Annotated in this window: 29 protein-coding genes; 13 read left to right on the top strand and 16 right to left on the bottom strand. The window is 63.7% G+C overall.

What is annotated here, in order from left to right; all coding sequences use genetic code 11:
- The first annotated feature begins 5 nt into the window (after positions 1 to 5).
- Entirely contained in the window at positions 6 to 488 is a 483-nt protein-coding gene (locus ACTIGC_RS04705) for a DUF3429 domain-containing protein (RefSeq protein WP_170175543.1), read from the top strand.
- A 119-nt stretch (positions 489 to 607) separates the two neighbouring features.
- Here the strand turns inward: ACTIGC_RS04705 and pdeM are convergent, their stop codons facing one another.
- From pdeM to ACTIGC_RS04690, 3 genes are all read right to left on the bottom strand, one after another.
- The gene (pdeM, locus tag ACTIGC_RS04700) at positions 608 to 1,309 is read right to left on the bottom strand and encodes a ligase-associated DNA damage response endonuclease PdeM (protein ID WP_439633302.1); all 702 of its coding nucleotides are present in this window, start codon (positions 1,307 to 1,309) and stop codon (positions 608 to 610) included.
- A gap of 32 nt (positions 1,310 to 1,341) precedes the next feature.
- Positions 1,342 to 1,980 carry a CatB-related O-acetyltransferase gene (locus tag ACTIGC_RS04695; RefSeq protein ID WP_439633301.1) on the bottom strand — a complete coding sequence of 213 codons (639 nt, stop codon included), beginning with the start codon at positions 1,978 to 1,980 and terminating at the stop codon, positions 1,342 to 1,344.
- Positions 1,981 to 2,115: 135 nt separating this feature from the next.
- Positions 2,116 to 4,608 carry a ligase-associated DNA damage response DEXH box helicase gene (locus ACTIGC_RS04690; RefSeq protein ID WP_439633300.1) on the bottom strand — a complete coding sequence of 831 codons (2,493 nt, stop codon included), beginning with the start codon at positions 4,606 to 4,608 and terminating at the stop codon, positions 2,116 to 2,118.
- A gap of 95 nt (positions 4,609 to 4,703) precedes the next feature.
- Between ACTIGC_RS04690 and ACTIGC_RS04685 the strand changes: the two genes are divergently transcribed.
- Together ACTIGC_RS04685 and ACTIGC_RS04680 are read left to right on the top strand one after the other, a co-directional pair.
- Positions 4,704 to 6,911: a prolyl oligopeptidase family serine peptidase gene (locus ACTIGC_RS04685; RefSeq protein WP_439633299.1), complete on the top strand. Its 2,208-nt coding sequence runs from the start codon at positions 4,704 to 4,706 to the stop codon at positions 6,909 to 6,911.
- 4 nt (positions 6,912 to 6,915) lie between these two features.
- Positions 6,916 to 7,869 (top strand): hypothetical protein, encoded by a 954-nt coding sequence (locus ACTIGC_RS04680; RefSeq protein WP_439633298.1) that lies wholly within the window; start codon positions 6,916 to 6,918, stop codon positions 7,867 to 7,869.
- Between the two features lie 4 nt (positions 7,870 to 7,873).
- Here ACTIGC_RS04680 and ACTIGC_RS04675 read toward each other — a convergent pair whose 3' ends face one another.
- A complete protein-coding gene (locus ACTIGC_RS04675) occupies positions 7,874 to 8,488 on the bottom strand; it encodes a glutathione S-transferase family protein (RefSeq protein ID WP_439633297.1) in 615 nt (204 codons plus the stop codon).
- A 61-nt stretch (positions 8,489 to 8,549) separates the two neighbouring features.
- Positions 8,550 to 10,187 carry an AbgT family transporter gene (locus ACTIGC_RS04670; protein WP_439633296.1) on the bottom strand — a complete coding sequence of 546 codons (1,638 nt, stop codon included), beginning with the start codon at positions 10,185 to 10,187 and terminating at the stop codon, positions 8,550 to 8,552.
- 266 nt (positions 10,188 to 10,453) lie between these two features.
- Between ACTIGC_RS04670 and ACTIGC_RS04665 the strand changes: the two genes are divergently transcribed.
- The 5 genes from ACTIGC_RS04665 (at position 10,454) to ACTIGC_RS04645 (ending at position 13,574) form a co-directional block, all read left to right on the top strand.
- Positions 10,454 to 11,293 carry a mechanosensitive ion channel family protein gene (locus ACTIGC_RS04665; RefSeq protein WP_439633295.1) on the top strand — a complete coding sequence of 280 codons (840 nt, stop codon included), beginning with the start codon at positions 10,454 to 10,456 and terminating at the stop codon, positions 11,291 to 11,293.
- Positions 11,294 to 11,343: 50 nt separating this feature from the next.
- The gene (locus ACTIGC_RS04660) at positions 11,344 to 11,649 is read left to right on the top strand and encodes a DUF6460 domain-containing protein (protein WP_439633294.1); all 306 of its coding nucleotides are present in this window, start codon (positions 11,344 to 11,346) and stop codon (positions 11,647 to 11,649) included.
- 125 nt (positions 11,650 to 11,774) lie between these two features.
- Positions 11,775 to 12,590 (top strand): response regulator, encoded by an 816-nt coding sequence (locus ACTIGC_RS04655; protein ID WP_439633293.1) that lies wholly within the window; start codon positions 11,775 to 11,777, stop codon positions 12,588 to 12,590.
- Between the two features lie 70 nt (positions 12,591 to 12,660).
- Entirely contained in the window at positions 12,661 to 13,170 is a 510-nt protein-coding gene (locus ACTIGC_RS04650) for a PaaI family thioesterase (protein ID WP_439633292.1), read from the top strand.
- Positions 13,167 to 13,574 carry a PaaI family thioesterase gene (locus ACTIGC_RS04645; RefSeq protein ID WP_439633291.1) on the top strand — a complete coding sequence of 136 codons (408 nt, stop codon included), beginning with the start codon at positions 13,167 to 13,169 and terminating at the stop codon, positions 13,572 to 13,574. Before ACTIGC_RS04650 ends, ACTIGC_RS04645 begins: the two co-directional genes overlap by 4 nt.
- On the opposite strand, the gene ACTIGC_RS04640 is transcribed toward ACTIGC_RS04645, so the two are convergent.
- Positions 13,571 to 14,572 (bottom strand): NAD(P)/FAD-dependent oxidoreductase, encoded by a 1,002-nt coding sequence (locus ACTIGC_RS04640; protein ID WP_439633290.1) that lies wholly within the window; start codon positions 14,570 to 14,572, stop codon positions 13,571 to 13,573. The genes ACTIGC_RS04645 and ACTIGC_RS04640 overlap by 4 nt on opposite strands.
- A gap of 43 nt (positions 14,573 to 14,615) precedes the next feature.
- On the opposite strand from ACTIGC_RS04640, the gene ACTIGC_RS04635 reads away from it, so the two are divergent.
- From ACTIGC_RS04635 to ACTIGC_RS04625, 3 genes are all read left to right on the top strand, one after another.
- A complete protein-coding gene (locus ACTIGC_RS04635) occupies positions 14,616 to 15,026 on the top strand; it encodes a thiol-disulfide oxidoreductase DCC family protein (protein ID WP_439633289.1) in 411 nt (136 codons plus the stop codon).
- A complete protein-coding gene (locus ACTIGC_RS04630; protein ID WP_439633288.1) occupies positions 15,023 to 15,181 on the top strand; it encodes a DUF2256 domain-containing protein in 159 nt (52 codons plus the stop codon). Before ACTIGC_RS04635 ends, ACTIGC_RS04630 begins: the two co-directional genes overlap by 4 nt.
- A gap of 144 nt (positions 15,182 to 15,325) precedes the next feature.
- A complete protein-coding gene (locus ACTIGC_RS04625; RefSeq protein ID WP_439633287.1) occupies positions 15,326 to 15,661 on the top strand; it encodes a UrcA family protein in 336 nt (111 codons plus the stop codon).
- Between the two features lie 92 nt (positions 15,662 to 15,753).
- On the opposite strand, the gene ahr is transcribed toward ACTIGC_RS04625, so the two are convergent.
- Positions 15,754 to 16,764 carry an NADPH-dependent aldehyde reductase Ahr gene (gene ahr / locus ACTIGC_RS04620; protein ID WP_439633286.1) on the bottom strand — a complete coding sequence of 337 codons (1,011 nt, stop codon included), beginning with the start codon at positions 16,762 to 16,764 and terminating at the stop codon, positions 15,754 to 15,756.
- A gap of 99 nt (positions 16,765 to 16,863) precedes the next feature.
- On the opposite strand from ahr, the gene ACTIGC_RS04615 reads away from it, so the two are divergent.
- Positions 16,864 to 18,222, top strand: coding sequence for an MATE family efflux transporter (locus ACTIGC_RS04615; RefSeq protein WP_439633285.1), 1,359 nt, complete (start codon positions 16,864 to 16,866; stop codon positions 18,220 to 18,222).
- On the opposite strand, the gene ACTIGC_RS04610 is transcribed toward ACTIGC_RS04615, so the two are convergent.
- A complete protein-coding gene (locus ACTIGC_RS04610) occupies positions 18,183 to 19,220 on the bottom strand; it encodes a quinone-dependent dihydroorotate dehydrogenase (RefSeq protein ID WP_439633284.1) in 1,038 nt (345 codons plus the stop codon). The genes ACTIGC_RS04615 and ACTIGC_RS04610 overlap by 40 nt on opposite strands.
- Positions 19,220 to 19,567, bottom strand: a complete 348-nt coding sequence (locus ACTIGC_RS04605; RefSeq protein ID WP_439633283.1) for a DUF952 domain-containing protein — start codon at positions 19,565 to 19,567, stop codon at positions 19,220 to 19,222. The genes ACTIGC_RS04610 and ACTIGC_RS04605 overlap by 1 nt, the downstream gene beginning before the upstream one ends.
- Positions 19,568 to 19,676: 109 nt before the next feature.
- On the opposite strand from ACTIGC_RS04605, the gene ACTIGC_RS04600 reads away from it, so the two are divergent.
- The gene (locus ACTIGC_RS04600; protein WP_439633282.1) at positions 19,677 to 20,303 is read left to right on the top strand and encodes a S24 family peptidase; all 627 of its coding nucleotides are present in this window, start codon (positions 19,677 to 19,679) and stop codon (positions 20,301 to 20,303) included.
- Between the two features lie 229 nt (positions 20,304 to 20,532).
- Here ACTIGC_RS04600 and ACTIGC_RS04595 read toward each other — a convergent pair whose 3' ends face one another.
- The 7 genes from ACTIGC_RS04595 to ACTIGC_RS04565 form a co-directional block, all read right to left on the bottom strand.
- Positions 20,533 to 20,751, bottom strand: a complete 219-nt coding sequence (locus ACTIGC_RS04595; RefSeq protein WP_371392339.1) for a helix-turn-helix transcriptional regulator — start codon at positions 20,749 to 20,751, stop codon at positions 20,533 to 20,535.
- 2 nt (positions 20,752 to 20,753) lie between these two features.
- The gene (locus ACTIGC_RS04590) at positions 20,754 to 21,191 is read right to left on the bottom strand and encodes a hypothetical protein (protein WP_439633281.1); all 438 of its coding nucleotides are present in this window, start codon (positions 21,189 to 21,191) and stop codon (positions 20,754 to 20,756) included.
- A gap of 116 nt (positions 21,192 to 21,307) precedes the next feature.
- On the bottom strand, positions 21,308 to 22,903 hold the full coding sequence (locus tag ACTIGC_RS04585; RefSeq protein WP_439633280.1) for a lysine--tRNA ligase: 1,596 nt from the start codon (positions 22,901 to 22,903) through the stop codon (positions 21,308 to 21,310).
- Between the two features lie 81 nt (positions 22,904 to 22,984).
- Entirely contained in the window at positions 22,985 to 23,185 is a 201-nt protein-coding gene (locus tag ACTIGC_RS04580; protein ID WP_439633279.1) for a helix-turn-helix transcriptional regulator, read from the bottom strand.
- Positions 23,182 to 23,808 (bottom strand): hypothetical protein, encoded by a 627-nt coding sequence (locus ACTIGC_RS04575; RefSeq protein WP_439633278.1) that lies wholly within the window; start codon positions 23,806 to 23,808, stop codon positions 23,182 to 23,184. The genes ACTIGC_RS04580 and ACTIGC_RS04575 overlap by 4 nt, the downstream gene beginning before the upstream one ends.
- 23 nt (positions 23,809 to 23,831) lie before the next feature.
- Positions 23,832 to 24,251 (bottom strand): hypothetical protein, encoded by a 420-nt coding sequence (locus tag ACTIGC_RS04570; protein WP_439633277.1) that lies wholly within the window; start codon positions 24,249 to 24,251, stop codon positions 23,832 to 23,834.
- Between the two features lie 9 nt (positions 24,252 to 24,260).
- Positions 24,261 to 24,527 carry a hypothetical protein gene (locus tag ACTIGC_RS04565; RefSeq protein ID WP_439633276.1) on the bottom strand — a complete coding sequence of 89 codons (267 nt, stop codon included), beginning with the start codon at positions 24,525 to 24,527 and terminating at the stop codon, positions 24,261 to 24,263.
- Positions 24,528 to 24,670: the final 143 nt, after the last annotated feature.

The raw sequence follows: 24,670 nt of genomic DNA, 5'->3' as shown, positions 1-24,670 counted from the left end.
CGACCATGCTCAGACAGCTCAGCGAAGCGCCCGGCACCCCGCTTCTTCTCGGATTTGCCGGTCTGGTGCCCTTCTTCGCCGGCGCATTCGGCATCGCGCTGGGCGGGCAGGCCGGGCTGCAGGCAGCCAATTTCCTGCCGATTTATGCGGCTGTCGTGCTGTCCTTCCTGGCGGGCGGGCGCTGGACCACCGAGATCGTTCTGCGCGCCGATGCGCCGCGCACAGGCGTGTTGCTGCTGGCTGTGCTGCTCTCCCTGTCGGGCTGGTTTGCCGTGCTCCTGCAGGTCTGGAACCGGCCTGACCTGCCCTTTGATACCGAGCTGGCCGGATGGGGCATTCTAATTGCCGGTTTCGTCATCCAGTATCTGTGGGACCGCGGCGCGGTGCGCGGCGGCACCCTGCCGCGCTGGTATCTGCCCTTGCGGCTGGTGCTGACGCTGGGCGCGGTGATCGGCCTTGGCGCGGCGCTGGCCATACGGGCGATGTAGGGAACGGCCTGTAGTGGTGAAATCCCGGCCAAGCGAAGCGCAGAGCCGGGACCTCTTGCAGGAGAAGCGGAGGGAGGCCCCGGATCGCTTCGCGTCCGGGGTTTCAGCCTATCGCACCTCTAATCCCCCAGCACGCTTTTGCCCGGCACGCGGTAGACCCGTTCCCGGCCCAGCATCCAGACATCGGGCGTGCGCTCAAAGTGCGCCGCAAAGGCATCATCACGCACATTCAGCCCGCCCGTATAGGCGCCAAAAGCCGGCAGGATGAGGCGCGTGCCATCACTGGCAAAGGCGCGCCGGCGTACCGAGCGGCCATTCCGGCGCACCTTGGCGCAGGGGTGGAGATGCCCCGCCACCTCTCCGGGTGACGCGCCGTCGCGCGGCTCATGGCGCAGGGTGAGGCCGTCCAGCTCCATCTCCTCCGCCAGCTCCCCGCCATAGCGCGGGGATGGCGCGGGGTCGTGATTGCCGGCAATCCACACCCAGCGCTCCACGCAGGCCACCAGATCCTTGAGGAAGGCTTCGTCCTCGCCATGCATGCGCGCTTCGGCTGTCTGGTCGTGGAAGCTGTCGCCCAGCGCGATGACCGTGCGCGGCTGCAGGCGCACCATTGCGTCAGCGAGCCGGGCCAGCGTTGCGCGTGTGTCATAGGGCGGCAGCATCACGCCCTTGGCGGCGAAGGATGATCCCTTCTCAAAGTGCAGATCGGCGACGATCAATGCCGCCGCGCTCTCCACGAACGCCACGCCCGACACATCGGCCAGCACCGGCACGCCGTTGACGTTTATATGCTGAACGATGGGAGCGGCAGCCTGTAGCATCTGCCCAGACAAGCGCGTTCCCCATCCGTTCGTCAATCACTGTCTTGCAGGGCGCGCACATCGCCTGCCCTTAGCGCATTGATATGGCGCGATATTTTCTCCACCGGCCAGTCCCACCATGCAATACGCAACAGCGCGGCTATGGTGGTGCCGTCAAAGCGCTTCTTGCGCAGCTCCGCCGGATTGCCCGCCACAATGGCGTAGTCGGGCACATCGCGGGTGACGACGCTGTGCGCGGCGATGATGGCGCCATTGCCGATGCGCACGCCCGGCATGATGACGGCCCCGCGCCCGATCCATACATCGTGGCCGACGGTCGTGTCGCCGCGATAGCCGCTATCCAGCGAGCTTTCCTCAAAGCCCGCCTCCCAGCCGCCGCCGAAAATCTGGAACGGATAGGTGGAAATGCCATCCAGCGCATGGTTTGCGCCGTTCATGATGAAGGTGACGCCGGTGGCAATCGCGCAGAACCGGCCAATGATCAGCCGGTCGCCGGTGAAGTCGTAATGGTAGAGGACGTTGCGGTTCTCGAACTCCTCGGGCGCGTCCGGGTCGTCATAATAGGTGTACTCGCCGACCTCGATATTGGGCCGGGTGACGACGGGTTTGAGAAAGCAGACGCGGTCAAATCCCGCCATCGGGTGCGGGTTCATGGGATCAGGACCATGCATGGGTAGTCACCTTTCACGCCCGCACGCCAGATGGCGGGGCGTCTCTATTGCCAGTTAGGGCGGAGAGGGCGCAGGGCGCGCCGTAGAAGGTGCTAGTTCATAATGAGGCTATTGTCGGCCTGCACAGGCGTAGCGTCAAGGTCTTACCGCCTCCTCGATCAGGTCTTCGGACGCGGCTTCCAGAATGGCCTCATGGGCCTCGCCATAGACCGGCTCGCGCCCGATCTCCAGCATGACCGGGACGGCCAGCGGCGAGATGCGCTCCAGCGAGATTGCATCAATCCGCCCCCCGATGGCGGCGAGCCGGTCCGACAGGCGGCGAATGTCCAAAAGGCCCGTCGCCGCATCGGCCCAGGCTGCCTGCAGCAGGATATGGTCCGGCTCATGCTCGCGCAGCACGTTGTAGATGAGGTCGGATGAGAAGCTGACCTGCCTGCCGGTCTTTTCCAGCCCCGGATGGCGGCGCTCGATCAGGCCGGAGATCAGCGCGCAATGGCGGAACGTGCGCTGCATCAGCACGCTTTCATTCAGCCAGGCATCGAGATCATCACCCATCAGGTCAGCTGAGAAGAGCTCGGCGAAATCGACGCCTGCCATGTCCTCCAGCGCCCAGACCGACAGCGCATACTCATTGGCGACATAGCCCAGAGGCTTCAGCCCCAGCCGCTCCAGCCGGCGGGTCAGCAATACGCCCAGCGTCGCATGGGCCAGCCGCCCCTCGAACGGGTAGCAGACCAGATAATGCTTGCCCGCACGCGGGAAGGTTTCCACCAGCAGCCGGTCGGCTTGTGGCAAGCGCGAGCGAAGCTGCTGCATCTCCAGCCATTCGCGTACCTGATCTGGCAGTTTCGGCCATTGCTCCGGCTCGCTGACCAGCTTGCGCACGCGCGCCGCCAGATAGGTGGAAAGCGGAAACTTGCCGCCCTGCCAGGAGGGGACTTTGGGGTCTTCTCCGCTCGCCCGGCTGACGAAAAGGTCGGTCTGGCTGGTGCCTTCAAAGCGCAGCACCTGCCCGGCAAAGAGGAAGGTATCGCCGGGGCTGAGCTGGTCTGCGAACCACTCCTCTAGCTGGCCTAGGCGAGGGCCTGCGCCGCGCAGGCTTTTCGCACCGCTGCGCGCGCTGACCACACGCACATCCAGCATCGGGCTTTCCACGATGGTGCCGATATTGAGCCGGTGACGCTGGGCAGCGCTGCGGTCGCGCGCACGCCATAGCCCGTCCCGCCCCTTCACGATGCGGCAGAAGCGGTCATAGCTGCCAAGCGCATAGCCGCCGGTCGCGACAAATTCCAGCACGCGGTCGAATGTCGCGCGCGGCAGGCCGGTATAGGGCGCAGCGCGGCAGATTTCGGCATAAAGCGCGTCCGCCTCGAACGGATCACCGCAGGCGCGGCCCATCACGTGCTGGGCCAGCACATCGAGCGCGCCGCTCTTTAGTGGTTCACCGTCCAGCTTATGTTCGGCCACAGCGTCGCGCGCCGAGAGGCATTCGAGATGCTCAAACCGGTTGGTGGGCACCAGCACGGCGCGTGACACTTCATCTAGCCGGTGATTGGCCCGGCCCAGACGCTGGATCAGGCGCGACGTACCCTTGGGCGCGCCAAGCTGGACCACCAGATCCACATCGCCCCAGTCAATCCCCAGATCGAGCGTGGAGGTGCACACCACCGCGCGCAGCTTTCCCGCCGCCATCGCCCCTTCCACCTTGCGGCGCTGCTCGACGCTGAGCGAACCGTGATGGAGCGCGATGGCGAGGTTATCCTCATTGATGCGCCAGAGCTGCTGGAAGGCGAACTCGGCCTGCGAGCGCGTGTTCACGAAGACCAGCGCGGTGCGCGCGGTCTTGAGCAGTGCGTACACCCCCTCCATGGCGTGATGTCCCATATGGCCCGCCCAGGGGATGCGCGCATCGGGGGTAAGGATAGACACCTCAGGCTCAGCCCCCGCAGCGCCGCGCACGATGCGGGTGGTCAGCGAGAGATTTTGCGGATCGCGCGACAGCCAGCGTGCGTGGCCCTTCACATCCTTCACGGTGGCAGAGAGCCCGATGCGGCGCGCCTGCGGCGCATAATGGCTAATCGCGGCGAGACCCAGAGCCAGCAGATCACCGCGCTTTTGCGGAGCGAGCGCATGGACTTCGTCCACGATCACGGCCTTGAGGCCGGCAAAGAAGGCCGCGCCATTTTCCTGCGCCACGAAAAGCGCGAGCTGTTCGGGCGTGGTCAGCAATATGTCGGGCGGCGCAGCACGCTGACGGGCGCGTTTCGATTGCGGGGTGTCGCCCGTGCGCGTCTCGATGCGAAGTTTGAGCCCCATCTCGTCTACCGGCACCATCAGATTGCGCGCGACATCCTGGGAGAGCGCCTTGAGCGGCGAGATGTAGAGCGTGTGCAGGGCATGGGGCCGGTCCTTGCCCATCCCCTCCACCATCCCTGCCAGCTCGATCAGCGAGGGGAGGAAACCGCCAAGCGTCTTGCCGCCGCCCGTCGGCGCGGTCAGCAGCACATCCTCGCCCGCCTGTGCCGCCTCCAGCATGGCCAGCTGATGGGCACGCGGCTGCCAGCCCCGGCTGGCAAACCAGCGGTCGAAAAGCGGCGGCAGGGCGGGCGTGGGAGACGCGGTATCCATAATGCCAACAGATAGAACCAATGCCGCTTCCGGTCGACAATTTCACCCTGCCTGCCTAGGTTCCGCACCAGACAGTCATCATCCAGGAGCGCAACATGAAGCGTGCAACTCTTCTTCCGCTGGCAGGCATGCTGGTTCTGGCCGCTTGCGGCGATCAGGTCGCTACAGGAGACGGTGATGCCCGCGAGGTCGTCGTCGGCGCGGCCCACACGCAAGAGCGCCTCAACTACCCGACCACACGCACCGTGGAACAGATCGACACCTATCAGTCCGCATCCCGGGGCGAAGTCGAAGTGGCCGACCCCTATCGCTGGCTCGAAGAGGATGTGCGGGTAAGCCCGGAGGTGGCCGCATGGGTGACGGCGCAGAACGCCGTGACCAACCGCTATCTGGAAAACCTGCCCGGCCGCCCCATGATCGCCGAGCGGCTGCGTGAGCTGTGGAATTATGAGCGCCTGTCCACGCCTGCAGCGCGCGAGGGGCGGTATTTCTACGGGTATAATGACGGCCTGCAGGACCAGTCGATCTATATGGTCCGCGACGGGCTGGACGGTGAAGGCCGTGTCCTCATTGACCCGAACGAGCTTTCAGACGACGGCACGGTGGCGCTGGCCGGCACCTGGCCGAGCCCGGATGGCCGCTACGTTGCCTACATGCTGCAAGATGGCGGCTCTGACTGGCGCATCGCGCAGGTGATCGATGTGGAAACCGGCGAGATGCTGGAAGACCGTATTGAGTGGATCAAGTTTTCCAACCTGTCCTGGGCAAAGGATGGATCGGGCTTCTTCTACTCGCGCTATCCCCAGCCGGCCGAAGGTGAGGAATTCACCTCGCTGAACATGGATCAGGCGATTTACTTCCACGCGCTGGGGACAGACCAGAGCGAAGACCGCCAGATCATGGCCGACCCGGAAAACCCGGAAGTCAGCTGGCGCGCAGGCGTCAGTGATGATGGCGATTATCTGTTCATCGCCTCATCCGCCGGAACGGACGGCAATGCCATCCACATCCTCGACCTGACCGATGAAGACGCAGAGCCGGTGGCCATCTTTGAAGGCTTTGCCAACAACCACTCGCCCGTAGGCAATGACGGCGAAACCTTCTTCTTCATGACCGACCTCGATGCGCCCAACCAGCGCATTGTCGCGATCGATCTCTCAGACCCCTCCACCCTGACCGACATCATCCCGGCAGGCGAGTTCCCCATTACCAGCGCCAGCCATATCGGCGGACATCTGGTGGTGCAGAGCTTTGAGGATGTGCGCTCGGTGGTGCGTGTTCATACACTGGAAGGCGATGAGGTGCGCGAGGTGGAACTGCCCGGCCTTGGCGTCGCCAGCGGTTTCAATGGCCGCCCGGACAGCCCGGAGACCTTCTACAGCTTCACCAGCTTCAACCGGCCCGGCACGATTTATCGCTATGACGTGGAGACCGGCGAAAGCACGCTCTTCCACGAAGCGCCTCTCACCTTCGATCCCGATGACTACGAAGTCAGCCAGGTGTTCTATGAGAGCACGGGCGGGGTGCAGGTGCCGATGTATATCGTCCACCACCGCGATGTGACGCCCAACGGGCAGCAACCCACGCTTCTGTTTGGCTATGGTGGCTTCAACATCCCGATGACGCCCGCCTTTGACGTGCGCCGCCTGCAATGGATGGAGGTGGGCGGTGTGTTCGCGCTGGCCAATATCCGTGGCGGTTCGGAATATGGCCGCGACTGGCATGATGGCGGCCGCCTCGCCAACAAGCAGAACGTCTACGACGACTTCATCAACGCCGCCGAGCACCTTGTCGAGCTGGGCTGGACGAGCCCCGCCAATATCGCCATCGAAGGCCGCTCCAATGGCGGGCTGCTGGTCGGCGCCGTCGCCAATCAACGCCCGGACCTGTTTGCCGCCGCCCTGCCGGGCGTGGGCGTGATGGACATGCTGCGCTTCAACCAGTTCACCGCAGGCCGCTTCTGGGTGTCGGACTATGGCAGCCCGCAGGACCCGGACATGTTCGATGTGCTCTACGCCTACTCGCCGCTGCACACCATACCGCAAGGCGAAGGCTATCCGGCAACGCTGGTGACGACCGCCGATACAGATGACCGCGTGGTTCCCAGCCACTCGTTCAAGTACATCGCGGCGCTGCAAGCCACCGATACCGGCAATGCGCCGACCCTCATCCGCATCGAGACGCGCGCCGGTCATGGCGCGGGCACGCCGGTCTCCATGCTGATCCAGGAAACGGCCGACAAATGGGCCTTTATTGCCTTCCACACCGGACTGGACCTGAGCCAGCCACAGCGAGCGGAATAGCCCCATGGAGCAGACAAGCGCCCTTGCACGCCTTGAGGCAATCCATGACGCGGTGAAGGCGGTAAATCGCGGGCCGGGCAATGCTGCCGCCTGGTTCGCCGCCTATGCGCTGACGCCCTCACAGGCTCAGACAGATGAAGCCGTTGCCGCCATGCAGCAGGCCCGGGAGACTCTGAAATCCAGCCTGGGCGGCTGGCGTGCGCCAACGGGCGACCTGCTCTGGATCTATGCAGCCCTGCTGGCAAGCCATGGCAAGACCGCGCAGGCCTTCATCAAGGTGCGTGATGCCTTACGCGAGGACGAGAAGGCTTCCCGCACGCGCAAGCTCCATGAGGGTGGGAGCCGGGCCGCCCTGGTCCTGACACTCGCAGATGCCACGTCCGCGCAAGCTGTCAGGCGGTTCTTCTCGATCAAGCAGGCCATCCTGCCTTCATGGTGGCGGGCCAATCCGGAGGTGACGGATCTGTTTGCCGCCTCCCACGCTGCGCGCGATGAGAGTGGCGACAACGTCCAGCGCCAGCGCGAAGCGGCCATGGCGGTGTTTGAAGCGGACCAGGCGGCGCGCGGACTGAAACGCGAAGGCGCACGCCTCAGCGTGCTTTACCAGCAGCCGGCCAACGAGGTGCTGAGCCGCTTTCTTGCCCTCCGCGAGGCTGTGAAAGCGCACCGCAAGATACGCTATACCGGCAATCACCATATCTGGATGGAATGGGCCGCCCAGGGCGTCACGCCCGCTGATCTGGCCGTGATCGAGGCGAACATGGAAGCGCTCTCCAAAGTGCCGCAAACCGGGTCGGCGCGGCTTCGCCTCGCCCAGCTTGTCTGGCTTGGTGAACGCACGGATGGCTCGCTGGGCGCACTGGCGGCCATGTCGGCCATGATCGCCGCACAAACGATGGCGATTATCGCTATCACGAGCGCAACAACAGCGGTCGTCGCCACCTCGGCAGGGCGATAGCCCCCTAAACGCCCTGCTCGATCATCCGCTTATAGCCCTCACGAGCATGGGCGCGCTTCAGCCAGTCTTTGATGGCAGGCGCGTTCTCCAGCAGGCCGGACTTCTCCATGCCATCAAGCTGGAAGCCCATCAGGCAGTCGGCAGCCGTGAACATATCGCCCGCAAACCAGGTGTGGCGGGCAAGATGGCTCTCGATAGCGGCAACCGCCTTGTCACGCTCGCCGCTCATCCAGCCTGCCAGCAGCGAATCCTGCAAGCCCGTGGCGCGGGTGAAGACAAGGATCAGGCCGGGCAGGAAGGGCGAACCTTCCGCCGCATGCATCCATTCCAGATACCGGGCGAATTCCGGGCGTCCGGGCTTGGGGTGCAAGCGGTGCTCAGTGTCGAACACGGCAAGAATATACTGCGCGATCGCGCCCGTTTCCGCGATGACCTGCCCTTCATGCTCCAGCAGGGGCGCCTTGCCCATCGGGTGGACTTTCAGCAGTTCCGGCGGGGCGAGCCGCGTCTGCGCATCGCGCTCATGGCGGACCAACGTGTAGGGCAGGCCCAGCTCCTCCATTAGCCAGATAATGCGCTGGGAGCGCGAGGCATTGAGGTGATGGAGGACAAGGCTCATCAGGTGTTTCCTTGAAAAGCAGGCACGCCCGCAGCCCTGGTGGGCTGCGGGCGGATACCAGCTAGTTGGCAGCCGGCAGGGTGTAGCCGACCTCTGCGCCCGGTCCGAGCGGCAGGCCGAGATAGACCCAGGCGATCGTCATGATGATACCGGTGATCATCAGCCAGACCGAGTAGGGCAGCATGGCCGCGGTGAGCGAACCAATACCGAACTCCGGCACCCAGCGGCGGGCAAAAACCAGCACCAGCGGGAAGTAGACCATCAGCGGGGTAATGATGTTCGTGGCGCTGTCACCGACGCGATAGGCCGCTGTTGCCATTTCCGGGCTGATCCCCAGCAGCATCAGCATCGGCACGAGGATGGGCGCCATGAAGGCCCATTTCGCGCTCGCCGAGCCGACGAAGAGGTTCAACACGCCGGCAAACAGCACGATCAGGCCCAGCACGATCGGCAAGGGCAGACCTGACTGCTGGATCGCGTTGGCGCCGTTGACGGCCGAGATGATCCCCAGATTGGAGAGGTTGAACATCTCCACGAAGTACGCTGCAGCAAAAGCCAGCACGAGATAATAGCCCATATCCTTCATGCCGCCGGCCATCATCTCCACCGTATCGCGGTGGGTCTTGATCGTACCCGCTGCCATGCCGTACGCGACACCTGCCGCGAGGAACAGGATCAGGAAGCCAGCCACCAGCGAGGTGAAGAACGGGATGAGCTGCTGGGTCACTTCCAGCGTGGGGTCAGGGTTCAGCAGAGGCGGATTGCCACCCCAGACCGACAGGGCGCCAAAGCTGACCAGTTCGACCAGATCCACCGTCAGGAACAGCCACAGGAAGATAACCGCAAGAACCGCAAGACCCGCGTGGGCGAGGCCCTTCTTCTGACCGGCCGTCAGCGGTGCATCAGGATCATCATCCGCGTTATCACTGCCAGCAACTGCGCCGCCAGTCCATTTGCCAAGGCGCTTTTCGATAATGCCGTCAGTGACAAACCAGATCACCGGCAGATAGATGAACGTCATCACCGCGATGAAATACCAGTTGCCGGCAATGTTCATCACCCAGTTGGTCACCAGGCTGCCCACTGCAGCTTCAGTGATGCCAAACAGCAGGGCATCAAGCTGGCCGGGGAAAAGATTGGCAGAGAAGCCGCCTGATACCCCGGCGAACGCGGCCGTAATGCCCGCGATCGGATGCCGGCCGGCCGCCGCATAAATGACACCCGCCAGCGGGATCAGCACCACATAGGCCGCATCGGCAGCAAGGTTTGCCAGCATCGCCACCAGTGCAACGGCCGGGGTCAGGAGGAAGCGCGGGGCGTTGCGCACGGCTGCGCGCATGGCGGTGCCGAACAGGCCTGCGCGCTCGGCGACACCCGCGCCCAGCATCACTACCAGCACATAGCCAAGCGGATGGAAGGACGTGAAGATCGTCGGCATGCGCACCAGCAAGTGCTCGATCAGCTCTGACCGGAACAGCATGCGCGCGGGCTCCACCACAGGCGAACCGTCTTCATTCACGCGCACCGGATGTTCGACGGACACGCCCAGCCAGTCGGTAATCACCGAAACCACTATCAGTATCGCGATCAGATAGGCGAAGATGATGACCGGATCGGGCAGCTTGTTGCCGGTTTTCTCGATCCAGCCGAGAATACCTTTCTGGCGCTCCTCAACTGCGGGCGCGTCTACCTTTGCCATATTGCTTTCCCCCTTGGCGCGCCAACCGTCTGTCAGGCCAGCGATTGCGCATTATCACCGCACGGAACGGTCTGGGCCGCCCGCAAGGGGCCAAGGTTAAGCATTCGCGGGGCCTTTAGGAAACCCTGCTTCTTCCGTTCACCGCAAGCTTCAGACAGCGTGGCCCGGTCATCTGTGGCCCGGTCACACGGGCAATTCGACGTTTGTCCTTATCCATGCTAGAGGCCCGCTTCGTTCGGAAATCATTGGGAAAAGGATGTCCGCTCATGGAATTTGGCGGTGAGCTCGACGGTCAGATCGGCACGATGATCGAGTATCTGACCACGCTGGGCGTGGCGGTGCTGTCCAATGTCGCCCTGGCCGCCATCATTCTGGTAGTTGGCCTGTATCTGGCCGGATTTATCTCGCGCCGTGTAAAAAAATGGGCGGTAGACCACCCCAAGATCGACACCACGCTGGCCGTCTTCTTCGCCTCGGTTGTGCGCTATCTCATCGTCGCTGTGGTCATCATCGCGGTGCTGACCCGCTTCGGCGTCGAAACCACCTCGCTGGTGGCCGCGCTTGGCGCGATGACACTGGCTATCGGCCTCGCCCTGCAAGGCACGCTCTCCAACGTCGCCGCCGGCGTGATGATCGTCTTTTTCCGCCCCTACAAGATCGGGGATTTTGTTGATATTGGCGGAGCTTCCGGCACCGTACGCGACATCACCCTGTTCTACACCGAGCTGACCACCCCCGATAACCGCCAGGTGATTGTTCCCAATGCGCAGTCATGGGGCCGGGTCATCATCAACTTTTCCGGCTATTCGACACGCCGCGTCGATTTCATGTTCAGCGCCTCTTACGATGCCGACATCGAAAAGGTGCGCAGCACCATCCGGCGGGTACTGGAAGATGATGAGCGCGTCCTGCCCATGCCTGAAGTCGTGGTGGAAGTGGCAGCCCACGGCGCGTCTTCCATCGACTATACGGCGCGGGCCTGGGTCAACAGCTCCGACTATTGGGCCTATTTCTGGGAAAAGACCCGGCTGATGAAGCTGGCTTTCGACGCCGAAGGCATCGAAATTCCCTATCCGCATCAGGTGCATATCAACAAGGACGGATAAGCGCGTTTTTCGCCTCACACGTGCCGCAATCTTTGCGCTAATCTGGCTCCATGAACGACACGCAACCCCCGCGCAAAACCTTCCTGCAACGCCTCATCGCGGTGCGGCTGAGGGATTTGCTGGTCCTGTTCCTGCTGTGCGTCCTGGCAGGCGTGGTGCTGGCTCTCTTCAATGTCGACCCGGCAGAGCTCTGGGTCGACTTTTTCGGCACGATTGCGCGCGCCTGGGACCGCTTCTTCCTGATCATCACCGAATCGCTCGGCTGGTCTGTGCGCTACTTCCTGCTGGGCGCTGTTCTGGTCATTCCGATCTGGATCGTGTGGCGGATCATCTCCGCTGCCGGGCGGCGTTCCTAGGGCCGGATCTCATGAAGGTTTCAAGCGGGCTTACCCGCCATTAACCCTGTCCACGGTTTGCGCGGGAAATACGGCGCACGCCCTGCTAGCTTGCCTTTCCAAGGGAAGCGTTGCGCGGCGGGAACATGATGAAGCTTGATGATATCGAGACCAGCACGCCTGTGCGTGTGCCCGTGTCCGGCCGATGGCAAGACCGCCCCATCCTCATTGTCGATCCGTCCAACTTCCTGCGCAGGCTGATCGCCGATGTGCTGCGTCACGCAGGCGCCGACCACGTATTCACCTTCGCCAATGAAGAGACCGGCCTGTCGGCGGCCACCACCTATGCGCGCCCGATCATCATTTCTGACTGGTCAGACCGTACATCGCCGGGACCGGGCCTGACCCGCGCCCTGCGCCGCAAGAATCTGCCTGTGCGCCGCGCGCCCATCATCGCGCTGGGAAATAATGGCCAGATGCGCGAGATCGAGCGCGCGCGCGATGCGGGCGTGAATGCGTTCCTGCTTCGCCCTGTATCGCCTGCCTCGCTGTTCGCGCGGCTGGAGGAAACTGCAACCCGTCCAAGGCCTTATGTGGAAACTGAAACCTTCGCCGGGCCAGACCGCCGCATCCGCCCCAACCAGAATGGCCGCATCGCGTGGAAACGGGGTGTAGACGTCGAATCCGGCCTCGCCACACCGCTTGAGGCCGCTCTCGCCCAGGCCGATGCCATGGCAGAGGCCATGATGCGCCAGGGCGACATGATCGCGGCGCGCGTTGGCCGGTCCTTGCGCCAGTATCTGGAAACGGTGCGCGATGTCGGCCCGCGCGAGACCGAGATCATCACCCTGCACCGCTCCGCCCTGCGCCGCCTGCAGGAGTTCGAGAATGCGCCCGATGCCCACCGCAACGAGCTGGTCAACGGTCTGGAAGAAATCACCGCCCGCAGGCTCGCCGCCTGACATCGCCCCCCTGAACGCGACCCTGAATGCAGCTCTGGCCTTATCATGCGCTCCCCTTTAAAGGGCAGGTATGGCCGACGATCTGCAGACCCTTCTCGACACCCTCGCCCCGCTGCTGGTGGATGGTTCGCCCCATGCGGTGGCGCTCGGTTTCCGCCTGGAGCGTATCGAGCCCGGCGTGGCCGAGATGCGCGCGCCCTACCGCGATGATCTGATCGGCGATCCGGATACACGCGTCCTGCATGGCGGCGTGGTCACAGCCCTGCTGGACCATGCCTGCGGGCTGGCCGCCTTTGCGGGCCTTGGCGGCAAGGATGCCACTGCCACGCTGGATCTGCGCCTTGACTATATGCGTCCCGCAGAGCCGGGCCGTGATGTGGTTGCGATAGCGCGCTGCGTTCGCGCGTCAGGGCTTTTCGCCTTTGTCAGCGCCATCGCCCATGACGGCGATGAAAACGATCCTGTTGCCACGGCTGCCGCCGCGTTCATGGTGACCCGCGTCAGCCAGCAGGCGGCCGAGAAGGCAAAGCGCGCCTTTGGCAAATCCGCTACGCCGATCAGCAAGGTGGAAGAAGAATGAGCCCGCTGGAACCCCTGCTTTCGAGCCCGTATGTGCAGATGATGCGCGTACGCTTCGATGGTCATGGCGACGAGCTGACGGCCATCCTGCCCTACGTGGAAAGCCTGGTGGGCAATCCGCTGATCCCGGCCCTTCACGGCGGCGCCATTGGTGCCTTCATGGAGATCACCGCCTCTGCCGCCCTGCTCGCAGGGACGCGCCTGGCCGCCCTGCCCAAGCCCATCGATGTATCGGTAGACTATCTGCGCCCGGCGCGCCCCCAGGACGTATATGCCCGCGGCATTATTACCCGGCAGGGCGCACGCGTGGCCAATGTGCGCGTGGAAGCCTGGCAGGACCGCCGCGCCGCGCCGGTCGCCGCCCTGCATGGCCATTTCCTGATCAAGCCCGAAGGTGAAAGCTAGGTTTTAGCCAGCGCCTCGCCCAGAGCCGCGCCGCTATCCCAGGCCAGTTCCGCCCGCCCCCCAAGCCGCCAGTCGCCAGCGCAGCCGACAGTGCCGGTTTCATCAAGGGCAAAGGGCGTACCCGGCGCCTGCTCGCTCAGCGCGTAGCGCCAGCGATGGGCCGCGCTCCAGACCGGGCGCGCGGGAAATCCGAAACGGACATGCGCCTCTTCGGTCAGCGCGCGGATCACCTCATCGCCCTGCGCTTCCAGATTGGCCCGTGACCAGCCCGTTGTGGCATGCAGTATCCAGCCTTCTGGCCCTGTCCGCCCCGGACGTGACCCCATGCGTGCCATCCAGGCCAGCGCGCCGCCATAGATTTTCGCGCCGTCAAAGCCGGGATCAAACGGCGCGTCCAGCACAGCCATCACCGCCTGACACGGACCGATCTGCGCCCCGTTCGCCTGCGCTATCTGGGTTGAAAAATCACCGTCCGTGCGCGCCAGCAGATCGATCATCTGTTCAGGCGGTATGGTGATCGCGACGGCATCGAAGGGCCCTTCCCGGCGCCCATCATCGAGCACCAGCGTCCAGCTGCCCGCCCCGCCCTTGAGAGCCGCCACCCGCGCCCCGAACTGCACATCAAGACCATCCAGCGCATGCTTGACGAGCGCATTCATGCCCGGCGCACCGATCCAGCGGTCTTCCTCGCGCAACGGCTCAACATTGCCCCGCCGGTCTATCGAGACCAGCCGTGCATCCCAGACCGCGGCCGCGCCGGCATCGCGCGCATCGTGCATAAAAGCCGAGAACGCCGCACCGCGCGCCGTGATGAATTGTGCGCCGTGATCGAAACCCGCCTCGCCCAGAGGGGTTTCAACCCGGCGGGTGGATAGCCGGCCGCCCGGCCCCCGCCCCTTGTCAAAAAGCTGGCAGCTGTGCCCGGGCTGGATCAGGGCGCGGGCGCAGGCCGCGCCGGCAAGACCGGCTCCGATGATGGCAATGCGGCGTGTCGCCATGTCCCCTTTTCCTGCCCTCGTGTCCGCCTAGATTAGCGCTTAAATGACCCGGAAAACCCAAACACAAGATCAACACGCTGCAAACGCATCTGAATATGGTGCGTGCGAAGTCTTTTTCGATGGCAGCTGCCCGATGTGCCGCGCTGAGATCGGCTTTTACCGGCAACAGGGAGCGGACGCTGCTTTTCATGACATTGCGGCTTCGCCGGACACGCTGCCGCCTTCTCTGAGCCATGAGACGGCAATGGCGCGCTTTCACGTCCGCACGCCTTCCGGCGAGCTGGTAAGCGGCGCGCGCGCTTTTGCCGAGCTGTGGAAAGCGACTCCCGGCTGGCGTTGGCTGGGCCGGATCGCGGCCGTGCCGCCACTTGTCTGGGTACTGGAGCTAGCCTACCGGCTCTTCCTGCCGGTCCGCCCTTTCTTGCAGCGCCTTTGGCGCAGGTTCGCCCGATGAGGCGCAAAGCGGATTTGCCGGTGAAGAACTGTGCGTCCTGTGGACGGCCCTTCACCTGGCGCAAGAAGTGGGAGCGGGTCTGGGACGAGGTGCGCTATTGCTCGAAGCGCTGCTCAGGCGACGCCAGGACAACACGGCGGAAAACTGCGCCTTAATTGAAGTTCATGCCAGCGCCATCGCGGCGCAATCTTTCCTGATCCACAGTGACACTCGCACGGACGCAAAAAGACCGGGACACCAGACCCCGCGCCGTCCGGGCAAGGTTGGTTCGTCACTCAAGGAACAAGGAAACACACCCCATGAAAGCTCTCCCCCTCATGCTCACCGCAATGGTGGCACTCGGCATCAGTGCGCCCTCATTCGCTGCACCGGCTCCGACGCGTATCGTGGAGTATCGGGCTGCCGAACTTCAGTCACCGGAAGGCCGGGCGTCCGTTGAAGCCCGCATCGAACAGGCCGCCCGGCAGGTCTGCAATCAGAACGCCTTGCGCGGGTTCCAGCGCCGCGCAATTGAAGCGCAATGCCAGGAGGATGCGCTGCGCAGCGCCCATGAAACACTCTACGGCGCGACAAGCTGGATGGCCGGTTCACGGACGGAGCAAGGTCACGTCACCTTCGCCAGCCGCGCGCGCTAGGCGCCGCTGACGCAGATTTGCCCGGCTTTATTCCCTTTTGGCCGAGGCAGTCACTGGCCCTCGCGCCCTTCTGGCGCGGGGGCCATTTTTCATCAGGCAAAGTCATTTTCCAGCACGATACGGTAGCGCGGCTTGCCGTCGCGAAGGCGTTGGAACGCCTCGTCAATCTGGCTCATCGGCATGTATTCGACATGAGGCGCGATTGAATGGCGCGCGCAGAACTCCAGCATTTTCGCCATCACCGCCGGGCTGCCGACCGGAGAACCGGAGACTGATTTCTGACCTCCGATCAGGCTGAAAGCAGGCACCGGAATGGGTTCGGAGATGACGCCCACCGTATGCAAGCGGCCCTTGGGCGCGAGCGCGGCGATGTAGCGGTTCCAGTCCAGCGGTACGGCGACCGTGGAGAGGATGAAATCATGCCGCCCGGCCTCGGCTTTCAGCGCGTCTTTTGAACGGCTATCGACGACCCGGTGCGCACCAAGCGCACGCGCTTCCTCGGCCTTGGAGCCTGTGGAGGTAAAGGCCGTCACCTCACAGCCCCAGGCTTTGAGGAACTGGACGGCGAGATGGCCGAGCCCGCCAATCCCGATCACACCGACGCGGTCGGTCGGCTTCACGCCAAATTCGAGAATGGGCGCAAACACGGTGATACCCCCGCAAAAGAGCGGCCCGGCGCTGCGCGCATCCAGCCCCTCTGGCAGCTTTACCGCCCAGGCCGCCTGCAGGCGCACGGCGTCAGCAAATCCGCCATGGCGGCCAAGCGCGATGCCTTCAGAGGCCTTGCAGAGATTATGATCCCCGCCCATGCAGTTGTGGCAGGTGAGGCAAGAGCGGGACATCCAGCCCGCACCCACCCGGTCACCGGGTTTGAGATGCGTCACCGAGCGGCCCACCGCCGCCACTGTGCCGACCACTTCATGGCCCGGCACCAGCGGAAACTGCGTCTCGCCCCATTCCTCGTCCAGCAGGGAAAGATCTGAATGGCAGAGCCCGCAGGCCTCCACCCTCAGCTCCACCTCATCATCGCCCAGAGGGCCGGGATCAAAGCTGATCTCTTCAAATTTCCCGGCTCGCTCGCTCGCGGCATAGGCACGGATCATGGGCGGTCTCCTCATCTCGCCGGCAGGGCGTCATGCCCCGCAAGCTAATGTGAACTCATCGCGTTTGCGAGGGCGCCGGTTTGGATTTATGCGGCGCACATGGCATCTGCATCGTCCCTCACCCGCCGGAAGGTTCTGGCCCTCGCCCTGCCGATCATGGCGGCGAATATCGCAACGCCACTGGTGGGGCTGGTGGACATTGCCGTCATAGGCCGCACCGGCACCACCGCCGAGATCGCCGCCGTGGCGCTGGGCGCGCTGATCTTCAACTTCATCTTCTGGGCGTTCGGCTTTCTCCGCATGGGGATGACGGGACTGACCGCGCAGGCAGACGGGCGGGGTGACGAGGCGGAATTACGCGCCAGCCTCTTACGCGGCATCATTACCGGGCTGGTCATCGGTGCTGCGCTGGTTCTGGCCCAATGGCCCTTGCGCGAGTTGGCCTTCACCCTCTTCTCCGCCGAAAGCGGCGTGGAGGCAGCAGGCCGGGCCTATTTCGATGCGCGCATCTGGAGCGCGCCTGCGGCGCTGGCCGGATTTGCCCTTTATGGCTGGCTGATCGGGCTGGGGCGCACCGGCATGGCGCTCGCCCTGCAGGCCGTGCTGAACGTCATCAATGCCGGGCTTTCCATCCTCTTCGTGGCCGGGTTTGGCTGGGGCGTGGCCGGCGTCGCCTGGGCGAGCACGCTGGCGCTGTGGCTGCATCTTCTGCCCGGCATTGCCATCGTGGCGTGGATACTGCGCAGCCGGATCGCGGCTTCTGTCCCGCTCGCGCTCATTCTGGCCCCTGCCGCCATCCGCCGCTTGCTGGGGGTAAACCGCGACATCTTCCTGCGCACGCTGGCTTTGCTGGCGGGCTTTGCCTGGTTCAACGAGGCGAGCCTGCGCGAAGGCACCGAGGTCATGGCGGGCAATGCGGTGCTGCTCCAGTTCATCTCCATCATCGCCTATTTCCTCGATGCCTTTGCCCATGTGACCGAGACCGTGACCGGCAAGGCCGCAGGCAAAGGCGACTGGAAGGGGCTTAAACGCGCGCTGCGCCTGACAACCGAACAGGCCGCGGGCTTTGCCGTGCTGGCAAGCCTCATGCTGCTGCTGGCGGGCGAAGCCCTGATCGGCCTTATCACCACAGACCCCGCCACGCGCGCGGCGGCCATGGCCTATCTGCCGTTGTGCGCGCTGGTGCCGCTGATGGGGTTTGCCAGCTGGCAGCTCGACGGGCTGATGATCGGCACCACCAGAGGCCCGCTCATGCGCAATGCGATGATCGCCGCGCTATTGATCTATCTGGCGCTGGATTTTGCGCTGCGCCCGGCCTTTGGCGGAACGGGGCTGTGGCTGGCGTTTCTGGGCTATTACATCGCGCGGGCGGGCACGCTCAGCCTTGGTCTTTCAGGGCTGAAACGCGACATCATCGCTCAGGCGTCAACACCCACCGCTTCGGCGAGAGATGTATAGCCGTCAGCTTTGAGGCGCGCGGCGAGACCGTCGCGCAAGCGCTTCACAAGTCCCGGCCCTTCATAGACCAGCGCGGTGTAGAGCTGGATCGCGCTCGCGCCTGCCCGGATCTTGGCGTAGGCGCTGTCCACCGAATTGATACCACCAACCCCGATCAGCGGCAGGTCCGGCCCGGCGGCTATACGCACCTGACGCAGCACTTCGGTGGAGGCATGGGTCAGCGGCGCGCCGGACAAACCACCCGCCTCGACTTTATGTTGGCTTTTCAGGGAATCCGGCCGGGCGAGCGTGGTGTTCGACACGATGAGGCCGGAAATGCGGTTCTCCATCGCCACGCGCACGATGGATTCAATGCCTGCCGCATCGAGATCAGGGGCCACTTTCAGGAAGACCGGCTCGGTCCAGCGCGCATCATTGACGCGAGCCAGCAGCGCGCCCAGCGCTTCCTCGCCCTGCATGTCGCGCAGGCCCGGCGTGTTGGGCGAGGAGATATTGATGGTGAAGAAGCTGGCGAGACCCTTGAGCGCCTTGACCAGCGTCACATAATCGCCCGCCCGGTCCTCGCTATCCTTGTTGGCGCCGAGATTGATGCCAACGATACCGGGCTTTCCGGCGCGTGCCTCCAGCCGGGTTTTCAGCGCGTCCAGCCCCTCATTGTTGAAGCCCATACGGTTGATGACGGCGCGGTCCTCGCGTAGACGGAAGAGGCGCGGATGCGGATTACCAACCTGCGGGCGGGGCGTAACCGCGCCCAGCTCCACAAACGCAAAACCTGCCGCCAGCAAGGCATCGGGCGCTTCGCCATTCTTGTCATAGCCTGCGGCCAGCCCGACCGGGTGGGAAAGCTCGATCCCGGCGATGGAGGTTGCCAGAACGGGGTCCGCGTCTGCCGCCAGTTTCGGGCCAAGACCGGCTGCCAGCGCCTTCAGGCTCATCCTGTGCGCGGTTTCAGGCGGCAGAAGCGTGAGGCTTTTCGCAGCGAGATCAGCAAGCGCCATTACAGCTCCTCCGGCAGGCGCCAGCCGCCCGTATCATCACGCCGCAGAATATGCACAGACTTGATCGCGGCAAACGGCAGCGCCCCGTAAATATGCGGAAACAGCTCGCCGCCGCGCGACTTTTCCCATTTCAGACTGCCGCCCAGCGCCTTTGCATCGATCACGGCCAGCGCTACGCGCTCCACGCCCTCAAAATGGGCTGCAAGCGTGCCTTCCAGCTGATGGCGGGCCGAGCAATGGATGAAGCCATCGGCATGGTCGTGGGCCTCGCCCTCATAGCTGCCCGCCAGCGCGGCAGCGCCCAGCACGGCGGGATCGGCAAAACGGTAGATCACATCATCGGTCATGGCATCGCTCTAGACCGCCAGCAACGCTCCGGCAAGGGCGGGCGCAAGGCTTGACATTCTTCCCCGGCAGAGGAATAAATTCCTTATCATTAACGAAGGAGGCGCGGCCATGCTCACCCACGCCCAGGTCTGGCGCGGTATTGACCGGCTTGCCCAGCGCGCAGGAACGACGCCATCCGGCCTCGCCCGGCAAGCGGGGCTGGACCCCACCACCTTCAACCCGTCCAAGCGCGTGGCCTCATCGGACAGCAAGCCGCGCTGGCCGTCCACCGAGAGCCTGGCCAAGGCGCTGGAAGCCGCCAAGGTCAGCTTTGCCGAATTCGCCGGCCTTGCCACCGACACGATTGCCGGACGCTCTGTGCCGCTGATCGGTCTGGCACAAGCCGGCAATCAGGGCTTTTTCGATGATGCCGGCTTTCCGGTCGGGTCGGGCTGGGAAGAGGTGATCTTTCCGGGCCTTGATGACGAGGCCTGCTATGCGCTGGAAATCTCCGGCGAATCCATGCTGCCGGTTTACCGGCCCGGAGACCGGATCGTGGTTGCGCCCCATGCCCAGCTGCGCCGCGGCGACCGCGTGGTGGCCAAGCTGCGCACCGGCGAGGTAATGGCCAAGGAGCTTGGCCGCACCACGGCGCGCACGGTGGAGTTGATCTCGCTCAATGCCGAGTACGAGACCCGTGTGCTGGATGTCAGCGAGCTGGTCTGGATGGCCCGCATCGTCTGGGCGAGCCAGTAACTAGTGATGCTCCGCACATTCGTGCGTCGCGCCTCGCATAGGCTCGGGCGCGCGGTCGCGCTTGCGGCGACCCTTGGCCGCCGGTAGGGCTTCCTGCTCTGTCCTCCCCCGTTTACGGGGGAGGTGTCAGCGAAGCTGACGGAGGGGGGAACTCTTGTGCAATCTCCCCCCCCCTCGACCCTTCGGGCCACTCCCCCCGTAAACGGGGGGAGACACCACCCCTCACCCTCTAATCCTCGTAAGAGAACACCTCTTCGAGAGGCTTGCCGAAGACGCGGGCCACGCGGAACGCCACCTCCAGCGAGGGCGAATAGCGTCCCTGCTCCATCGCAATCACGGTCTGGCGGGTGACGCCCACCGCGTCGGCGAGCTCGGCCTGCGTCATCTCGCCAGCGTGAAAACGCTGCTCGCGGATCGTGTTGGCGATGCGGGTCTTGCCCTTGCCCATCGTCATACGCCCCGGCGGTAATCGATTAGCTTGGAGACCGCCTTGACGATCTCGCCCAGCACCAGCCCGGCAAGGATTGCATTGACGATCCAGAAATGCGCGGCCGCGATCATCGCAAGGCCCATGGCGCATACCGCACCGAACGCCATGACAAACCCGCCACGCTGGTCGCCGCGCATCTCGATCAGCTTGTCGCGTTCGTCGTGCTTGTCGGCGTCTTTCGGCGCCAGCACCGCAATCAGCACATGACCGGCAATGGCAATCGCAACGAGTACCACCACACTGCCCAGCATCAGCCCGTTGGACATGACAAGCCCGGTTTCGGTGTTGATCTGCGCGCCGGTCATGAGCGGCTGGCCCAGCACCAGCACAAAATAGACCCCGTAGACCAGCACGATCGCACCGAGCATCAGGGCATTGCTTTTCTCGTGAAATGACATGTCAAACCTTTCCGACTTTTGGTATGAAATACCTTACATATCTTCATGTAGGAAATAGGCGACATTGAGTCAAGTTTTTCTTACGTGACGACGCTGGTAGACGCGTTCGGCGAGGACTAGCCCTGGCTCAGATCCTGGCCATCCAGCGCGCGCCGGATGAGAGCGATCGTGCGCGGCAGGCCGTAAATGGCCGCAAACCCGCCAAAGCGCGGGCCTTGTGACTGACCCAGCAGCACTTCGTAGAGTGCCTGGAACCAGTCACGCAGCTGCTCAAAGCCCGCATCCTTGCCCGCTGAATAGACTTCCGTCTGGATCAGTTCCGCGTCGCGTTCATCGGGTGACAGCGCTTCGAGACGCGCCACGAGACCTGCCAGCCCTTCCCGCTCCTGCTCGGACGGTGCACGGTAGGATTTGGCCGGTTTGACGAAATCCTCATAGTAGGCGAGCGCATAATCGGCCAGCCGGTCGAGGAAGGGCTCGCTCGCCGGGCTCGCGTCGGGCGCATAGCGGCCGATAAAGCCCCACAGCGTCTCCTTGCTGGACGCGTTTGCCGCCGACACCAGATTGAGCATCAACGCGAAGGAAATATCCGCGCCGGGGGCTGGCGGCTCGCCGGAATGGATGTGCCAGACCGGGTTCTCAATCCGCTGCTCGGGCGTCTGGCCCGCATAGGCGGCCAGATGCTGGCGATACTCATCGACCGCCTTCGGGATCACGTCGAAATACAGCCGCTTTGCGGTTTTCGGCTTCTGGAACATGTAGAGCGCGAGGCTCTCGGCCGGCGCATAGCGCAGCCACTCCTCCACCGCGATGCCATTGCCCTTGGTCTTGGAGATTTTCTCGCCCTGCTGGTCGAGGAAGAGCTCGTAGCAGAACTGCACCGGCGGCTCGGCGCCAATGATGCGGCAGATACGCGAATAGATGGTGCCATTGACCTGGTGGTCCTTGCCATACATCTCGAAATCGACGCCCAGCGCGGCCCAGCGCGCGCCGAAATCCGGCTTCCATTGCAGCTTGGTGTTGCCGCCGGTGACGGGCAGCGTCAGCTCCTCGCCATCCTCATCATCAAAGGTGATCGTGCCGGCCTTCGCATCAATGGATTTCATCGGCACGTAGAGCACGCGGCCCGTTTTCGGGCTTAGCGGCAGGAAGGGGCTGTAGGTGGCGCGGCGCTCTTCCCCGAGGGTGGGCAGCATTACCTTCATGATGTCGTCATAGCGCTCCAGCGCCGTGAGCAGCATCTGGTCATACGCGCCAGAGCGGTAAAGCTCGGTCGCGGAGAGGAACTCGTACTCAAAGCCGAACCCGTCCAGAAACGCGCGCAGGCGCGCATTATTGTGGTGGCCGAAGCTTTCATGCGTACCGAATGGATCCGGCACATCGGTCAGCGGGCGCTGCAGGTGCGGCTCCAGGCTCTCCGGGTTCGGGATATTGCCGGGCACTTTGCGCATCCCGTCCATATCGTCGGAGACACAGATCAGGCGCGTCGGGATTTTCCCATCCGTCAGCACCTCGAACGCATGGCGCACCATGGTGGTGCGCACCACCTCGCCGAACGTGCCAATGTGCGGCAGGCCGGACGGGCCATAGCCGGTCTCGAACACGACGGGCTTTGAGGCATCGCCGCGTTTCTCCACGCGTTTGAGGAGTTCCCGCGCGAGCTCGAACGGCCAGGCTTTGGCGTTGGCGGCTAGGGCGGAATACTCACTCATGGGACGGGCGTCCTGTCTGTCGTTGAAGGATGGGCTGGCAGGTAGACCTCGCAAGCGCACCCGTCAATGACAGCCCTGCCCTCAGTCTTGCGCACTATCATCGAAGATCGCCTCGATGGGCTGACCAAACAGGCGCGCGATTTTGAACGCCAGCGGCAAGGACGGATCATACTTGCCGTTCTCCAGCGAGATCACGGTCTGGCGCGACACATCCAGCTGCTCTGCCAGATGCGCCTGACTCCAGCCGCGCTCCCCGCGCAATTCTTTCAGCCGGTTCTTCATGAGTGGCGGCTGGTCAAGAACATGGCAGCAAAGCCGTAAATCATGGCGAAAGCCGGAAACAGAAAGATCGAGCTGAACTCCGGCAATCCGCGATGAACTGCAATAAGCCCCCAGAACGTTGCCAGGCAGAGTACTGCCCCGGCAGAGATCGCCGTCGCAGTAATCATCATGCGCCGGACCATCTCGTCGCTTTCCACGATGTTGTAGATCCATAGCGCTACCCATCCGGCAGCGAACGCTATCGGCAGGCTCTGCAACACGCCGCTCTGAAACCCCGTCAGGCCGGGGGCATAAAGAAATGAGGCCATGAGCGCCGCAACATAAGCCATCACGATGCCGGACTGCACGGGAACAAGCCAGGCAGCCTTCAACTCGCGGCGGGGGATGGCGGGCGCATTCGCCGCCGAACTGGCGATATGATTTTCCCGCACCCAGAGAGCGAAGCTGACCAGCACTGCCCCGCCCAGTATCGCGAGCGTGAGCACGCCCGGCTGCCCGCGCGTCAGCGCGAACATAAACGCGATGAACACCCCTATCGTCACCAGAAGCAGCAGGAAAGCCAGCGTGCCGGTCGCCCTTATCGGGTGGCGCACACCCACCGCTTCGTCTTGAGAAGAGCGCATCGGCATCGTCCTCCGCATTGCGTCTAATTGTATTGTCGGCTGAACCAAAACAGCGACACGTAATACCCAAGCGTCGCCAGCACGACCGACATGATCGGCTCCAAGACTGGCGCGCCTATCAGCACCGTTGCGAGGCCCCACAGGAACATCACCGTCACGGCCAGACAGCCGCCAACCGCCCAGGCGAGGATGTGGATGCGCTGCTGCAGCTCATCGAGCGCGCGGATAAGGGTGATAATCTCGTAGCTCCCCCCTGCCACGAAGACGATACAGATCGCCAGCATGGCAAGGTTCAACGGACCTGCTTCTCCCGGCTCCCCGCCCACCACATAATAGCCGGCATGCAGGGCCAGCACGGCAACCAGCATCGCCATGGTGCGCCAGATATAGCGGCGGCGGGCAGACGGCGGGGCGGAGTAGGTTTCCGGGACGAGATTGATCATGCGTGTCCTTCAGGCTTGATGGGCGTCACCAGGCTTCTGGCCGCCAGTAAACAGGCGTATTAGCCAGTGACGGTTCGCAAACGCTGTCCAGCCCAGTACGAACATGGTCAGCCAGAAAAGCGCCTCGGTCGCCAGTGCCGCTGCAATCAGCGCAACCACAAAGACCGCCCGCGGCGCGTCCAAAAAATACGCGGCCCCCGCACCCGTCCATGCCAGCAATGTTGCCGAACCTGCCAGCGCGACCAGACCGATGCGAAGTTTCTTTGAGAAAGTCATAATTCACCTCCGTTGTAAAGCGTGCTTTACGATGTAGCGTCAAGCTCGCTTTACGTCAAGGGTGCTTTACAAACTTTTTTTGCGGAGCGGTGGAACTGGCATTTGATGCCATTTATGATAATAATTATCATAAGATCAAACTG

The sequence above is a fragment of the Glycocaulis sp. genome (assembly GCF_051859565.1).
Classification (GTDB): Bacteria; Pseudomonadota; Alphaproteobacteria; order Caulobacterales; family Maricaulaceae; genus Glycocaulis.
The sequence above is the reverse complement of the archived record's forward strand: the minus strand, read 5'-3'. Positions and strand labels throughout refer to the sequence as shown.

Coding starts and splice junctions, on each gene's coding strand:
- ACTIGC_RS04570 (WP_439633277.1), bottom strand. CDS start 24,251: ATGATCAATCTCGTCCCGGAAACCTACTCCGCCCCGCCGTCTGCCCGC.
- ACTIGC_RS04590 (WP_439633281.1), bottom strand. CDS start 21,191: ATGTCATTTCACGAGAAAAGCAATGCCCTGATGCTCGGTGCGATCGTG.
- ACTIGC_RS04605 (WP_439633283.1), bottom strand. CDS start 19,567: ATGACCGATGATGTGATCTACCGTTTTGCCGATCCCGCCGTGCTGGGC.
- ACTIGC_RS04665 (WP_439633295.1), top strand. CDS start 10,454: ATGGAATTTGGCGGTGAGCTCGACGGTCAGATCGGCACGATGATCGAG.
- ahr (WP_439633286.1), bottom strand. CDS start 16,764: ATGATCCGTGCCTATGCCGCGAGCGAGCGAGCCGGGAAATTTGAAGAG.
- ACTIGC_RS04680 (WP_439633298.1), top strand. CDS start 6,916: ATGGAGCAGACAAGCGCCCTTGCACGCCTTGAGGCAATCCATGACGCG.
- ACTIGC_RS04660 (WP_439633294.1), top strand. CDS start 11,344: ATGAACGACACGCAACCCCCGCGCAAAACCTTCCTGCAACGCCTCATC.
- ACTIGC_RS04685 (WP_439633299.1), top strand. CDS start 4,704: ATGAAGCGTGCAACTCTTCTTCCGCTGGCAGGCATGCTGGTTCTGGCC.
- ACTIGC_RS04655 (WP_439633293.1), top strand. CDS start 11,775: ATGATGAAGCTTGATGATATCGAGACCAGCACGCCTGTGCGTGTGCCC.
- ACTIGC_RS04705 (WP_170175543.1), top strand. CDS start 6: ATGCTCAGACAGCTCAGCGAAGCGCCCGGCACCCCGCTTCTTCTCGGA.
- ACTIGC_RS04670 (WP_439633296.1), bottom strand. CDS start 10,187: ATGGCAAAGGTAGACGCGCCCGCAGTTGAGGAGCGCCAGAAAGGTATT.
- ACTIGC_RS04595 (WP_371392339.1), bottom strand. CDS start 20,751: ATGGGCAAGGGCAAGACCCGCATCGCCAACACGATCCGCGAGCAGCGT.
- ACTIGC_RS04565 (WP_439633276.1), bottom strand. CDS start 24,527: ATGACTTTCTCAAAGAAACTTCGCATCGGTCTGGTCGCGCTGGCAGGT.
- ACTIGC_RS04690 (WP_439633300.1), bottom strand. CDS start 4,608: ATGGATACCGCGTCTCCCACGCCCGCCCTGCCGCCGCTTTTCGACCGC.
- ACTIGC_RS04585 (WP_439633280.1), bottom strand. CDS start 22,903: ATGAGTGAGTATTCCGCCCTAGCCGCCAACGCCAAAGCCTGGCCGTTC.
- ACTIGC_RS04610 (WP_439633284.1), bottom strand. CDS start 19,220: ATGGCGCTTGCTGATCTCGCTGCGAAAAGCCTCACGCTTCTGCCGCCT.
- ACTIGC_RS04640 (WP_439633290.1), bottom strand. CDS start 14,572: ATGGCGACACGCCGCATTGCCATCATCGGAGCCGGTCTTGCCGGCGCG.
- ACTIGC_RS04580 (WP_439633279.1), bottom strand. CDS start 23,185: ATGAAGAACCGGCTGAAAGAATTGCGCGGGGAGCGCGGCTGGAGTCAG.
- ACTIGC_RS04645 (WP_439633291.1), top strand. CDS start 13,167: ATGAGCCCGCTGGAACCCCTGCTTTCGAGCCCGTATGTGCAGATGATG.
- ACTIGC_RS04625 (WP_439633287.1), top strand. CDS start 15,326: ATGAAAGCTCTCCCCCTCATGCTCACCGCAATGGTGGCACTCGGCATC.
- ACTIGC_RS04650 (WP_439633292.1), top strand. CDS start 12,661: ATGGCCGACGATCTGCAGACCCTTCTCGACACCCTCGCCCCGCTGCTG.
- pdeM (WP_439633302.1), bottom strand. CDS start 1,309: ATGCTACAGGCTGCCGCTCCCATCGTTCAGCATATAAACGTCAACGGC.
- ACTIGC_RS04635 (WP_439633289.1), top strand. CDS start 14,616: ATGACCCGGAAAACCCAAACACAAGATCAACACGCTGCAAACGCATCT.
- ACTIGC_RS04630 (WP_439633288.1), top strand. CDS start 15,023: ATGAGGCGCAAAGCGGATTTGCCGGTGAAGAACTGTGCGTCCTGTGGA.
- ACTIGC_RS04675 (WP_439633297.1), bottom strand. CDS start 8,488: ATGAGCCTTGTCCTCCATCACCTCAATGCCTCGCGCTCCCAGCGCATT.
- ACTIGC_RS04695 (WP_439633301.1), bottom strand. CDS start 1,980: ATGCATGGTCCTGATCCCATGAACCCGCACCCGATGGCGGGATTTGAC.
- ACTIGC_RS04615 (WP_439633285.1), top strand. CDS start 16,864: ATGGCATCTGCATCGTCCCTCACCCGCCGGAAGGTTCTGGCCCTCGCC.
- ACTIGC_RS04575 (WP_439633278.1), bottom strand. CDS start 23,808: ATGCGCTCTTCTCAAGACGAAGCGGTGGGTGTGCGCCACCCGATAAGG.
- ACTIGC_RS04600 (WP_439633282.1), top strand. CDS start 19,677: ATGCTCACCCACGCCCAGGTCTGGCGCGGTATTGACCGGCTTGCCCAG.